This is a genomic window from Actinoplanes subtropicus (assembly GCF_000721705.1).
GTDB classification, from domain to species: domain Bacteria; phylum Actinomycetota; class Actinomycetes; order Mycobacteriales; family Micromonosporaceae; genus Actinoplanes; species Actinoplanes subtropicus.
This window is the reverse complement of the sequence record NZ_JOJL01000013.1, coordinates 149,728-162,427: the sequence shown is the minus strand read 5'-3', so window position 1 is coordinate 162,427 and position 12,700 is coordinate 149,728. Positions and strand designations below refer to the sequence as shown.

The window sequence follows — 12,700 nt, the reverse complement described above, 5'->3', positions numbered from 1 at the left end:
GACGAGCTCGCGGGTCTCGGCCGTCTTGACGGTGGTACGGGTGTCGCCGTGCGGGAATCCGGCCACGCTCCCGACCAGCACCCCGGTGCCAGCGAGGGCGGCCTTGGCGAGCTCGACGTCGGACGGGCGGACGCAGACCGAGGCGACCTGACGGCGGCCGGCGATCCCGCAGCCGCGCCGGATGTCGTCGGTGGTCAGTTCGGGGCGCAACAGCGAGTGGTCGATCATCTTGGCGATGTTCATCGGGTTTCTCCTGCTCGGTGCGGCTGCACGTCGAAGGTGACCCGCAGCTCGTAGCGGTCGCCGACGTACCGGCTGACGGTGTGTTCGAGCGGCGCCGAGTGCTGGTCGACGATCAGCCGGGTCTCGACCAACAGCGGTTCGTCGGCCGGGACGTGCAGTAGATCGGCATCGGCGCCGGCCCCCTGGGCGGTCAACCGGGAGGAACCGAGGGTGGGCCGCAGCCCCCGCTCGTGCAGTGCGCGGTGCAGCGACCCGGTCTCCAGGTCGAGGTCGAGCAGCCCCTCCAGGTGCGGCGGGAAGCAGGCGTACTCCACGGCCAGCGGCACGTCGTCGGCGAACCGCACCCGTACGATCGAAACCACCCGCGGAGCCGCCGCGGTCAGCTGCAACGCCGCCGCCTCCGCCGGGGAAGCCGCCCGGAGCTCGCCCTCCACCAGCCGGGATCGCGGCACCCGGCCCCAGTCGCGCACCTGGTCCTGAAAGCTCATCAGGGTCCCCGCCGCACGCGGCTCGGGTTGCTGCCGTACGAAGGTGCCCCGCCCCTGGATCCGCTCGATCAGGCCGTCGGACTCCAGGGCGTTGAGGGCGGCCCGCACCGTCATCCGGGCCACGCCGAACTCTTCGGCCAGCGCCGACTCGGCCGGCACCACGTCGCCGGGCCGAGCCCGGGCCAGGCGGGTCCGCAGCTCACGCTCGATCCGCACGTACAGCGGAGGGGTTTTGACCATGCCGTCCTCCAGGTCCTATAGACAACCTAGAAGATGCCGTGCGGCCGACGCCGGAGTCAACCGCGATGGACGGCCGCGATGAAGCGCTCCGCCGTAGGCTCGCCGACCTCCTCGGCGAACTCCGCCAGGAACGCGGCGTAGCGCTCGGGAGCCGCCGCTTCCGCCGTGAAGTGCGGCTCGGCGTGCGTACGGGCCCAGTCGAAGTAACGGTTCGTGCGGTCGTCGTCGTGCAGTACTGCCCGCAGGGTGGTCCGGCCGAGGTGCACCACGTAGCCGTCCCGGGTGAACGGCAACTCGGCCACCGAGACGCCGCACCGCCGCGCGGACTCCTGCAACCGCTGGGACGGGCTGCCGTCCTCCTCGAACGGGACGATCGGGTCCCGCCACACCTGGCCCGGGTCGAGCAGCAGGCAGTGCAGGCCCAGCAACTCGCCGGGGCGATGCCAGCGGTCCACCGACCATTGCCCGACCAGGCCGGCGCCGGTGGTCGTCAGCAGGTCGACGGCGGTCGACAGGGTGTCCGCACGCAGCACGATGCAGTCGGAGTCGAGCACCTAGACGGCTCCCACCCGGCGGTCCGCCGTCTGGGTGGCTGCCAGGTGGTCCATGGCCTGGGTGAGCGCCGGCCCGTGGTAACGCTGCTCCCGGTTGGCGATGAGCTCGCAGAGGCCGGCCTCGGCCAGCGCCGCCAGCAGCTCGGCCGATCCGTCGGTCGAGGCGTTGTCGACCACGACCAGGCGGATCCCGGGAGTCCGGATCGTACGCAGCAGGGCGTACGCGGCCTGGGCCGTCACGTCCTTCGTGTTGTAGCTGACCATGACCACGCCGACCCGCTCCGCGGCGCCGAACTGTGCCACGGCCGGCCATTCGTGCGAACGCATGCCGCCCAGTATCCGGCCGAGGACGTGCGGAACCCCGGTCGCGGGCCCGTCCGATCCGGGGTGACGGTGCGCACAAACAATGACGGACTTCTATTTCTCCTCCAGCAAGGACATCATCGCGCCGTACGCAGCATGCCGGTCGAGTCGTGGCAGTTCAGATACTCGAACAGCTGCTGGTCCGCTGACGCGACGCTCACCTCGTGGTAGAGCTTCAGCCGGGCGGCCGGCCCGAGCGTCGACAGGTACTTCATCGCGGCGCCGAAGATCGCCACATGCGTGGGATGCGACTCCGCCCACCGCTCCAGCGCGGCGAGGCTGCTCCACCAGCTGAGCCCGTACGACTTGTCGGCCGGCGTTCCAGCGTCGTCGAGGACCCGGACGTAGCGATTGAAGAAGCACCCGATCGGGAGGCCGTCGTCCCGGAGGAAGTCCATGCCGGCGCGCAGGACGGGCTCGACGTCCTCGAGATACATGCGCCGCTCGTCCGCCTCGGTCTGCGTCCAATCCTGGCCGGAGCGGATCACGCACACGTTGTCGGCGGGGCGGATCCGCCGCACCGGGCCGTCCACCTCGACGGCCGAGCGCCCGGCCGGGGCCATCTCGTTGTCCTGGGACAGCGGGATGCGGTCGCGCGCGCCGCCCCAGTAGGCGTGTTCCTGGATCTCGCCGCTGAGCTCGGGCGCCAGCACGCCGATGCCTTCCAGCCGGTCGGCGGCGGAGAAGAGGGTCTCGTACCGGTCCACGGTCGGGCGGAGAACCTCGGTGAAGTAGCCGACGCCGTCGTGGGGCCGGTCGGGCGACGTCCATGCCTTCCCGTGGTTGGCGAACCACGTGTCGAATGCCGCGATGTCGTCCCAGTACGCGACGTTGAGCAGCGTCTGGTAGCCGCGCTCGTCCACATATGTGGCGCGATCCCAGTGACCGGAGGCTGCGATCCCCTCCGGGACAGTGTCCACGGGTTGGTCGCCGCGCCACTGTGCGCCGAAGTACGCCATCACGACCTGGCTGACAGCGGGCTGGAACCGGGCCGAGTAGCTGGGGTACGGCGGGGCGTAGTCGCTCGGCACCCGGATGTGCCGGGTGCGGGCACGCCGTAGGTGCTCCGGGATCGCGGATTCGATGGTCATCACACGGCTCCCGTCGTCACGAGCGCGCCGTCGACCGGCTCCTGGCCGTCGACCGGTTCCGGGCCGACCGGCGGCGGGCCGACCGGCGGCGGGCCGACCGGCGGCGGGCCGACCGGCGGCGGGCCGACCGGCTGCGGCCCGACGACCTTCGGCTGCGGGCCGGGGTTGAAGTGCAGCTGGAAGATGTCCGGGCGGGAGTAGTGGCCGACCGGGTCGGCCGCGGACTTGGCGATGGCGATCAGCGAGAAGTCCAGATCGGCGAGGACCAGGCCCTCGTACGTCTCGTCGGGCGCGCCGGCCAGCAGCGTCCCCTCCGGGCCGTAGATCTTGGTGAAGCCGCCGCCCTGCAGCAGGAGCTGTCGCTTGAGATCGGTGTCGCAGAACAGCTCGTGCGCCGCGGCGCCGATCCGCCCGCACGGCGCCAGGACGAAGGCCTGTCCCTCGACGGCGTACACCTGGCTGGCCGCGTTGTTCACCTCTGGACCCAGTGCCGTCGCGGCGCCGCGATACACCGAGAAGGACGGCCACGACGCCACGTGGATCTGCTCGCCCAGGCTGTACATCGCGAACTTGGTCAAGGGTTGGAAGTGCTCCCAGCAGTTGAGCGCGCCCACCCGGCCGATGCTCGTGTCGTGGACCTGCACATCGCTGCCGTCGCCCTCGCCGAAGACGCTGCGCTCCACGTGCGTCGGCTTGAGCTTGCGGCGTACGGAAACGACGCGCCCGGTCTCGTCGATGAAGGCCTGCGACATGTAGAGGCTGCCGCCGTCCCGCTCGCTGAAGCCCAGGACGACGTGGATGCCGTGCTGGCCGGCGGCCGCGGCGATGCGGCGCATCTCGTCGCCGTCGCGGGTCATGGAGTTGGCGCTGTAGCCCGGGACGAACTGCATCCCGGCCGCGGGCGAGTCGAGCCAGATCCACCAGGGGTAGCCCGGGAGGAAGGTCTCCGGGAACGCGACGAGCCGGGCGCCGGCCTGGGCCGCCGCGGCGATCCACGAGACGGCCTGCTCGACGCCGGCCGGAAGGTCAAGCCATGCGGATTCCGCCTGGACGGCGGCCACCCGGATGCTGTTGTCGGTCACTCGAACCCCCTTGAGGAACGGTCGGTTCGAGGATCGTCACGCCCCGCGGCAGGTCAGGACATCGCGTCGCGTGCCACGTCAGTGCCGGGGCGTGCCAGACCGCCGGCCGCGACCCCGTAGGCCGCGTCCCGATACTCGGCCGGCGTCATGCCGGTGGCCGCCTTGAACGTGCGGTAGAAGTGGCTCGGCAGGGCGAATCCGCAGGCCGTCGCGATCGAGGACACCGTCCGCCGGGCGTCGGTGACGAGCATCCGCCGCGCGTTCTCGACCCGCAGCCGGCGCAACTCGTCCGTGAACGTGGTCCCGTGCTCGGCGAGGATCCGGAACAGCTGCCGGCGGGACACGTGACAGGCCGCTGCCGCCCGGCCAGAGTCGAGATCAGGGTCCACATACGTGTTCGCCAGGTACGCCTGGAGACGGGCGAAGGCGAGCTCGTGATCGTCGGGCACGGGCGCGGACGGGCGGGCCGCGAGGGCGAGGACGGACGCCACCAGCCCCTCACCGTGCACGCTCAGCGCGGCCGCGGCCAGCGGGTCGTGCCGCTGCAGCCGGGCGAGCGAGGCGAAGTACGAGGAGGCGACGCTGCCCGGCCCGCCGGAGCCTAGATCGCAGGCCGTACGCGTCCGCAACGCGTCCAGCGGCACGCCCCGCTCGCGCAGGGCCTCCATCGGCAGGTGGACGCTGACCTGCTCGAACGCTCGCTCGAAGGTCAGCGTGTACGGGCGGGTGCTGTCGTAGAACACGATCGAGGAGGGTTCCAGGACGGCCGCCCGGCCGTCCTGCTCCACCACGCCCGACCCGCTGAGCGGAATGCTCGCGATCAGGTACTCCCCGGCCGTCCGCCCGATCAGCGACCTGGTTCGCCGGACCCGCTGACTGGCGGCGCTCACCGTGGTCACCTGCAACGCGCCGTACCGGTGGTTCTCGACCCGCCCGGTGAACTCCGCCAGATCACCGAGCGGCGTCGCGGTCAACGGCACGAACGTCTCGCTGATGATGCCGGTCCAGGCGTCGAACCGTTCGCCCGGACGCACCTCGGACGTGGACCAGCGCACAGCACTGTCGTGCTGACCTGGGACGATGTCCCGCTCACGGGTGGACACGCGCTCCATCCTGCGCGCGAAGCCAACCCCCTGTCGAGAGGCAGCCCGTCGATCAGTAGCCAACCCGGAAGGTGGCGTCCTGCTTGTCGGTGGCCGACGAGCTGCTGCTGATGACGTCGATCCGCAGCACGAAGTTGAAGTGCCGCAGGTACCGGGTGGGGTAGTTGTAGGAGCGGAACGACGTCCAGCTGCCATCGGCCAGGCCGGCCTCCTGGTAGAAGGTGGCGTCCGCGTTGAACGTGCTGCTGCCGTCGTTGGCGGAGAGCGCCAGCTGGTAGTTGGCGTGCCGCAGGTAGCGGTCCGGGTAGTTCACCGACCGGAACGAGACGCCCGCCGAGTCGGCCAGGCCGGGCACCAGCGTCCACTGCTGGTCCTGCCACAGGTCGAACGGGTACTCGTCGATCCGGCCGACGTTGTTCTGGTGCCGGACGTACCGGCCGGGATAGTTGTACGACTTGATCCGTCGCCAGGCGGGAGTGCCCCAGGTGCTGGTCATCCCGGACAGCTCGGTCGCGGTGATCGGGGTGACGCCGCAGTGTTTGGAGTTCAGGGGCTGGGTGTAGGCCCGGTCGTTGAGCAGCGTCCAGGATCCGGTCGTCAGGTCGGTGGTCTGCCAGCAGAAGAACCGGCCGTTCGGGCTCCAGGTGTCGCCCCACATGTACCAGGTGTTGCCGGTGTTCGACCTGGCGATGTTCGGCGCCTCGACCCCGCGGCCGGGGCTGAGCGCGCCGGTGAACGCGGTGAAGCTGCCCGGGTCCAGCGTGCTCGACCGTGCCCCGACCAGCGTGCTGCTGCGCTTGAAGTACAGGTAGTTGACGCCGCCGGCGCTGACCAGGTCGCCGTCGATGACGTCGTAGCCCGGGTCGAAGAACACCTGCGGCGCGGAGGCGGTGACGAAGTCGCTGGTGTAGTTGACCATCAGCACGTTGTGGTCGCCCGGCACGGTGGAGTAGACGACGGCGTACTGGCCGCGGGAGGCGTCCCAGAACGCCTCCGGCGCCCAGGCGTGCGACGCGAGCGAGTGCACCTTGAGCCGCCGGTAGCCGGTGAACGTGCGCAGGTCGGCCGAGTCCCAGATGTGCAGGTACTGGCTCTGGTAGTTCCAGTCGGTGCCGTTCAGGTCGGTCGCCATCACGACGAACCTGCCGTCCTGTTTGCGCAGGATGAACGGGTCGCGCAGGCCCAGACTGCCGGCCGTCGGGGTGGCGACCGGGTTGTTCTGGTTGAGCGGCGTCCAGTTCAGGCCGTCGGTGCTGACGGCCAGGTGCAGGCCGTAGTTGGCGGCGGACATGTCCGGCGACTCGGTGAAGTAGGCCATGGCATGACCCGAGTACGTGGCGGCGCTCGCCGCACCGGGACGCAGCAGCCCCCCGGTGAGGCCGGCGAGGGCGGCGCCGCCGGCGGTAGTGAGGAGGCTACGACGCTTCATGGCGGAACTCCCGGTCTCTGGCAGGTCGATGGCGTACGCGACTCGGCTCGGGGAGTGAAAGCGCCGATTGGGTTGCGTGAATGTTATCGTTAACAATCTCGGTGTCAAGGGACCGTAACCCCCGCCCGTATCTCCCGGTGTGAACCCACCACTCGATGAGGACCACCGGCAGATCGTGAGGGGAATTCTGATGGAGGGCTTGCGGCGCAGGAGCGTATTGCTGCTGGCCGGCGGCGGTGTCGGCATCCTGGCGACGGGCGTCTCGCCGGCCGCACCGGCGTCAGCCGGCCGACCGGCATCAGTCGGCGGGCAAGCATCGACCAGCCGGCAGGCATCAGCCGGCCGGTCGGCGTCCGGCGACCTGATCCTGGACTGGAATGCGGCCCTGCTCCGGATCGTGCGCACGGCCGGCGCGCAGCCGCCGACGATCCACCCCACCCGCAGCTTCGCGATGCTGCACAAAGCCATGGACAACGCGGTCGTCGCCGCGCCCGGCGCGGCCACGGCGGGCGCCGCTGCCGCCGCGGCCGGTCACGGCGTGCTCGTCGCGCTCCACCCGGCGTCGACGGGGCAGCTGGACGACCTGTTCCAGAGCCAGTTGGCCGCGCTGCCGGCCGGTCCGGGGCGGGCCGCGGGCGAGCGGACCGGCCGGGCGATCGCGCTGGCCATGGTCCGCTCGCGGGCCGCCGACGGCTCCGGCGCCACCCCGCCGGTGCTGCCGCCCGGCACCGCGCCGGGCGAGTATCGCCCTACCCCACCGGCCTTCGCGGCGCCGGTCTTCACGCACTGGGCCGGGGTCCGCCCGTTCGTGCTGCGTTCCGCCGGCCAGTTCGGCGTCGCGCCTTATCCGCGGCTCACCGGCGACACGTACGCGGCGGCGCTCGAGGAAGTGCGGATGGCCGGTCGCGACGCGGGGTCGAACCGTACGCCGGACCAGACCGAGATGGCCCGGTTCTGGGCGGCGCCGATCTGGAACTACTGGAACGAGATCGCCGCCGAGCTGGTCCGGAACACCGGCGCCGGCCTGCACCGGGCCGCCGCCGTGTTTGCCGAGCTGAACCTCGCGATCGCCGACTCGGTGATCGCCTTCTACGCCGCGAAGTACGCGCATCGGATCTGGCGGCCGGTGACCGCGATCCGGCTCGCGGACACCGACCACAACCCGGCGACGACGGCCGACCCGGCGTGGAATCCGCTGGCCACCACGCCCGCCGACCCGTCGTATCCCGGCGCGCACAGCGTCGTCTCGCAGGCCGCGGCGCTGGTGCTCCGCCGTACGCTGGGTGACCGGCCGGCGGCCGTCACGTCGGAGGCGCTGCCCGGCGTCACCCGGACCTTCCGGCACCTGCAGGACGTCGCCGACGAGGCCGGCCTCAGCCGGATCTTCGCCGGGGTGCACACCCGGATCGACCACTGGGCGGGCCAGCACCTGGGCTTCAACGTCGGCCGTTACGCGCTGGCCCACGCCACCGCCCACGGCCGGCCCCTCGCCGCGGCCTGACCGCCCGGCTCGGATGGTGTGGCCGAGCTGAGCCGGGCCGCGCCGAAGACGGTGTGGCCCGAGCCGGCCGGCGCCGAGGATGGTGTGGCCGAGCCGGGCCGCGCCGAGGATGGCGGCGTGGACGTTCCGGCTGGCCACGGCGTCGCCGTCGCGGAACAGCCGGAAGGTTCCGGACGTGCTTCGTTCGTGGACGCTCCGTGGGGACGGTGGCGGCCGTCCCCACGTCGCGTTGTCGGTCAGGCGGTGCTACAGGCGTTGCCGTTGAGGGTGAAGGCCGGCGGCTTGGTCGTGTTTCCGGTGTGGGTGGCCTGGAAGCCGACGGTCACCGAGCCACCGGGCGGGATGGCACCGTCGTACGACATGTTCCGGGCAGTCACCTGGCCGGCGGTCGGCGAGAAGGATGCGTTCCAGCCGGACGTGATGGTCTGCCCACTTGGCAGCGTGAAGACCAGCGACCAGCCGTCCACGGGGGTGGCGCCGGTGTTGGCGATGGTGAGGTTCTCGGTCAGGCCGGTGTTCCAGGCGTTGACGGTGGCCGTCACGCGGCACGCCCCCGACGCCGGCGGGCTCGTCGGCGGCGTGGTGGGCGGGGTCGACGGGGGAGTGGACGGCGGCGTTGTCGGCGGGGTGCCGCTGGTGAGGCCGAAGAACGAGATGGCGTACGCGGCCATGCCGGCACTCGGCAGGCTGTGCCCGGCGCCCTGGATGCTGTACGCCTCCACCTGGACCGTGCCGGCGCTGTCGGCGTAGCGGCGGCGATTCCAGCCGGACTGCGGGGTGTCAGACGTGGTCGGCGTCTGGCTCAGCCCGAAGACGTTGGTCCACTGCTCGATCTCCTCCTGGAGCAGGGAGTACGGCACGAGGGTGTCGCTGGTTCCGTGCCAGAGCTGCATCCGCGGACGTGGCCCGGTGTAGCCCGGATCAGCCTGCCGGACGGCGTCACCCCACTGCTGCGGAGTCCGGTCCATGCTGCCCCCGGTGCATTTGCTGCTGCCGGGCGGATAGTCGGCGGCGTTCGCGAAGCAGTTGAACGGCACACCCATGAACGCCGCCCCGGCCTTGAACACGTCCGGGTAGAGGGCCAGCATCTCGTTCGTCATCATCCCGCCGGACGAGCTGCCGGTGGCGTAGACCCGGTTCGGGTCGCCGCCGTACTGCCGTTCGGCGTAGGCGACCATCGAGGCGATCGACACCGGATCGCTGCCGCCGCCGCGGTGTTTGGCGGCGTCCGACCAGGTGTCGAAGCAGTTGCCGAAGCCGGCCTGCTGGGTCGCGGTCGGGTAGATGACCAGGAATCCGTACCGGTCGGCCAAGCCGGCGAACTCGGTGCCGGAGTAGAAGCCGGGACCCGAGCCGCCGCAGCCGTGCATGGCCACCACGATCGCGGGGTTGGCCGGCCGGGAGTCCGGGACGTAGATGTGCATGCGCATGCCGCCGGGGTTGTCGCCGAACGAGGTGACCTCGGTCAGCGAGGCGGCGAACGCGGGTTGCGCGGCCGGCACGGCCAGGCCGGCGACGGCCACCGACAGGGCGGCCACGAGCAGGAGTTTCCGTCTGATCCTCATCGCTTGACTCCTTTGTTCCCGCGCGCGGGGCAGGGCGAAGCCGCCGCCCGTAGCGGGTGGGGATGCGGAAGTACGCGTGGGGCGCCGACCGGGGGAAGGTCGCGCCGAGGTGGTGCATGACATGCCGTGCGTGCCCGGTCCACCACCATCGCGTGGCACATATCCTTCACCCGGGACGCGAAACTGTCAATCGATAACTCTCGATAGAGTGGCGAAGGTGACCAGTCCGTACGACATCGACGAGATCTTCCCCGAGGACGCGGCCGGAGCGGTCCGGCTGCCCCGGCGGCAGGCCGGCAACTCGCCGCAGGGGCTGGCCGTCACGCTGCTGGCCGACTACACCCTGCGGACGCGCGCCTGGCTGCCGTCCGCCGCCATCGTGGCGTTGCTCGCCGAAGCCGGTGTCAGTGAGGCAGGTGCTCGGACGGCTATCAGCCGGCTGGCGCGGCGCCGGGTGCTGGAGAGCCGCCGCGAGGGCCGGCACAGTTCCTACCGGCTGACCCGGGCGGCCGCGGCCTTCCTCGTGGTCGGCGGGAGCGCCATCGTCTCGCCGGCTGGCACCCGTCCATGGGACGGGCAGTGGACACTGATCGCCTTCTCGCTGCCACAGGAGGAGAGCACGCTCCGGCGCGGGCTGCGCGGCCGGCTGCGGTGGATGGGCTACGCGCCGCTGTACGACGGGTTGTGGATCTCCCCGCACGACCTCACCGAGAAGACCAAGGCGCGCCTCGCCGAGCTCACCCTCGGCACCCTGACCGTCTTCCGCGCCCGGCACGTCGAGCTGGACGCGGCGATCCGCCGGAATCCGCTGGACGCCTGGGACACCGCCGAGATCGCCCGGCAGTACGAGGCCTTCATCCGGCGCTGGAGCACGACGCCACCCCGGGCGGCGGGCGGGCGGATCACCGGCGCCGAGGCCGTCCGCGCGCGTACCGAAGTGATGGACACCTACCGGCGCCTGCCGATCCTGGACCCCCAGTTGCCGGCCCGGTTGCTGCCGCCGGGATGGCTGCGGGAGCCGGCCCGGGAGCTGTTCGTGGCCGTCTACGACGGCCTGGCCGAGGCGGCCGAGCAACACGTCCGCGCGGTGGCGAGTCGCCACGACGGCGGGCGGATCCCGGACGTACGGGCGCACACGGTCGCCGCCCTGACGACGAGTTTCTCCTGAGCCCGGCGCGCCTACGACGGGGGACGGCCGGCGGCCCGACGACGGGGGACGGCCGGCGGCCCGACGACGGGGGACGGCCGGCGGCCCGACGACGGGGGAGGGCCGGCGGCCCTACAGCGGGGGACGGCCGGCGGGCTACCGCACTTGGCCGGCCGGCGCGACGGCGACCCGGTTGCGGCCGTCGCGCTTGGCCGCGTACAGGCTCTCGTCGGCCAGCCGGAGCAGATCGTCCGGCGCGTCGCCCGCGCCCGGCCGGATGCTGGCCACCCCCACGCTGACAGTGAGGAATCCGCTCGGCGTGGTCGCGTGCTCCTCGCCGAGACCGGCGACGTCCGCCCGGATCCGTTCGGCGATCCGGTGCGCCAGGTCGAGGTCCGCGTCGGCCAGGACCACCGCGAATTCCTCGCCACCGTAGCGGGCGACCAGGTCGCCCGGGCGGACACCGGCGGTCAGCGTGGTCGCGACCCGGCCCAGGCAGGCGTCGCCCAGGAGGTGCCCGTACCGGTCGTTGTACTGCTTGAAGTGGTCGATGTCCACCATGATCACGCTGACCGGCTCCCCGGCGGTCGCGGCGCGCGACCAGGCGCCGTCGAGCACCTCCGCCAGCCGCCGGCGGTTGGCCAGGCCGGTGAGCGGATCGGTGCGGGTCAGCCGCTCGAGCCGGTCGTTGGCGGCCGCGAGGGCCCGGGTGCGCTCGTCGACCTTGCGCTCGGTCGTCACCCGGATGCCGAGCAGGAGCACGCCCAGCGCCAGATCGGCGACGGCCGCGCCGGCGACCTGCCACGCCAGGTCGCCGCGGGCGCCGAAGGCGAGCTGGGAGCCGAGATAGGTCACCGCCATGAGGACCACACCGATCTCGGCGTACGGGCGCAGCAGCATCAACGCCACGTACACCATGCCGATGGCGACGACCGCCGCGAGCAGAACGTGTTCGCCGGGCGCGACCGCTCCCCACAGCACGACCAGGCCGACGCAGAGCGCCAGCGTCGCGGGTATCTCCCGGCGGTCCTGCCGCCGGGGCGGGAGGCACGCCGAGACGGCCAGCAACGCGAACAGGACCAGCATCACCCAGCGCCCGGCGCCGCGTGTGAGGATGGCGCCGACGCCGTAAAGCGGGGCGCCGACACCGCCCAGCAGCGTGGTCAGCCGGCCGGCCACGGAGGCGAGGCTCGCGCCGGCCACGGAGGAGACGCCGGCCGGCGCCACGGGGCCGCCGCGCTCCGGTTCCGGGCCGCGGGTCGCCGTGGTCGGTGGGCTCACACCCCCACGGTCGGCGCCACGTCGCGTGGCTGGAGCACTCCCCGGGGAGCGGATCGGGTGTACCCGCCGGCCGGCAGGTAGGGGGTGATGTTGCGCCACGCGCGGGCGATGTACTCCTCCTTCTCGCCGACCGGGGCGACGTAGTGCAGGGCCCCTTCGGCCGCCTCCGTGCCGCGCAGCCGGGCGATGAGCCATCCGGCCAGGTACTGCGAGGCGAGGCAGCCGCCGGCGGTGGCGATGTTCTCCCGGGCGAAGAACGGCTGGTTGAGGACCTCGACGCCGGCGGCGACGACCCACGGCTTGGTGGTCAGGTCGGTGCAGGCCGGAACGCCGTCGAGCAGGCCGAGCCGGGCCAGGACGAGCGTGCCGGAGCACTGGGCGGCGATCAGCTGGCGGCCCGGATCGAGCCGGCGCAGCACGTTCATGATCGCGGGGTCCTCGACGACCTCGCGGGTGGCGATGCCGCTGCCGATGACGACGGCGTCGGCCTCGCAAGCCTGCTCGAGGGTGGACATCCGCTCGACGACCACGCCGTTCATCGAGGTGACCCGCGGCGTGGGGGTGGCGAGCGTGACCCGCCAGTCGTCGTCCTTGACGCGGTTGAGCACGCCGA

The 12,700-nt window shown here is 72.0% G+C and carries 12 protein-coding genes; 2 read left to right on the top strand and 10 right to left on the bottom strand.

Features of this window, described 5'->3' with window-relative positions; genetic code table 11:
• Window positions 1-239: 239 nt before the first annotated feature.
• The 7 genes from IH26_RS0119505 to IH26_RS0119475 form a co-directional block, all read right to left on the bottom strand.
• Window positions 240-971: a GntR family transcriptional regulator gene (locus tag IH26_RS0119505; RefSeq protein ID WP_030437649.1), complete on the bottom strand. Its 732-nt coding sequence runs from the start codon at window positions 969-971 to the stop codon at window positions 240-242.
• 56 nt (window positions 972-1,027) lie between these two features.
• Window positions 1,028-1,525: a hypothetical protein gene (locus IH26_RS0119500; protein WP_030437648.1), complete on the bottom strand. Its 498-nt coding sequence runs from the start codon at window positions 1,523-1,525 to the stop codon at window positions 1,028-1,030.
• Complete coding sequence (locus IH26_RS0119495) at window positions 1,526-1,852, bottom strand: glycosyltransferase family 2 protein (protein ID WP_030437647.1); 327 nt, start codon at window positions 1,850-1,852, stop codon at window positions 1,526-1,528.
• A 113-nt stretch (window positions 1,853-1,965) separates the two neighbouring features.
• Window positions 1,966-2,979, bottom strand: a complete 1,014-nt coding sequence (locus IH26_RS0119490) for a phenylacetaldoxime dehydratase family protein (RefSeq protein ID WP_211268692.1) — start codon at window positions 2,977-2,979, stop codon at window positions 1,966-1,968.
• Entirely contained in the window at window positions 2,979-4,061 is a 1,083-nt protein-coding gene (locus IH26_RS0119485; protein WP_084598926.1) for a carbon-nitrogen hydrolase family protein, read from the bottom strand. The genes IH26_RS0119490 and IH26_RS0119485 overlap by 1 nt, the downstream gene beginning before the upstream one ends.
• A gap of 53 nt (window positions 4,062-4,114) precedes the next feature.
• Window positions 4,115-5,164, bottom strand: a complete 1,050-nt coding sequence (locus tag IH26_RS0119480) for an AraC-like ligand-binding domain-containing protein (RefSeq protein ID WP_169789774.1) — start codon at window positions 5,162-5,164, stop codon at window positions 4,115-4,117.
• Between the two features lie 52 nt (window positions 5,165-5,216).
• Window positions 5,217-6,593: a glycoside hydrolase family 43 protein gene (locus IH26_RS0119475; protein WP_030437643.1), complete on the bottom strand. Its 1,377-nt coding sequence runs from the start codon at window positions 6,591-6,593 to the stop codon at window positions 5,217-5,219.
• A gap of 199 nt (window positions 6,594-6,792) precedes the next feature.
• Here IH26_RS0119475 and IH26_RS0119470 point away from each other — a divergent pair, with 199 nt between their 5' ends.
• Window positions 6,793-8,094 (top strand): vanadium-dependent haloperoxidase, encoded by a 1,302-nt coding sequence (locus tag IH26_RS0119470; RefSeq protein WP_245665307.1) that lies wholly within the window; start codon window positions 6,793-6,795, stop codon window positions 8,092-8,094.
• Window positions 8,095-8,330: 236 nt separating this feature from the next.
• Here the strand turns inward: IH26_RS0119470 and IH26_RS0119465 are convergent, their stop codons facing one another.
• Window positions 8,331-9,659: an extracellular catalytic domain type 1 short-chain-length polyhydroxyalkanoate depolymerase gene (locus IH26_RS0119465; RefSeq protein WP_030437641.1), complete on the bottom strand. Its 1,329-nt coding sequence runs from the start codon at window positions 9,657-9,659 to the stop codon at window positions 8,331-8,333.
• 217 nt (window positions 9,660-9,876) lie between these two features.
• Between IH26_RS0119465 and IH26_RS0119460 the strand changes: the two genes are divergently transcribed.
• Window positions 9,877-10,827 carry a PaaX family transcriptional regulator gene (locus IH26_RS0119460; protein ID WP_030437640.1) on the top strand — a complete coding sequence of 317 codons (951 nt, stop codon included), beginning with the start codon at window positions 9,877-9,879 and terminating at the stop codon, window positions 10,825-10,827.
• A gap of 135 nt (window positions 10,828-10,962) precedes the next feature.
• On the opposite strand, the gene IH26_RS55950 is transcribed toward IH26_RS0119460, so the two are convergent.
• Window positions 10,963-12,087: a GGDEF domain-containing protein gene (locus IH26_RS55950; RefSeq protein WP_051808291.1), complete on the bottom strand. Its 1,125-nt coding sequence runs from the start codon at window positions 12,085-12,087 to the stop codon at window positions 10,963-10,965.
• Entirely contained in the window at window positions 12,084-12,695 is a 612-nt protein-coding gene (locus IH26_RS0119450) for a DJ-1/PfpI family protein (protein WP_245665305.1), read from the bottom strand. Before IH26_RS0119450 ends, IH26_RS55950 begins: the two co-directional genes overlap by 4 nt.
• Window positions 12,696-12,700: the final 5 nt, after the last annotated feature.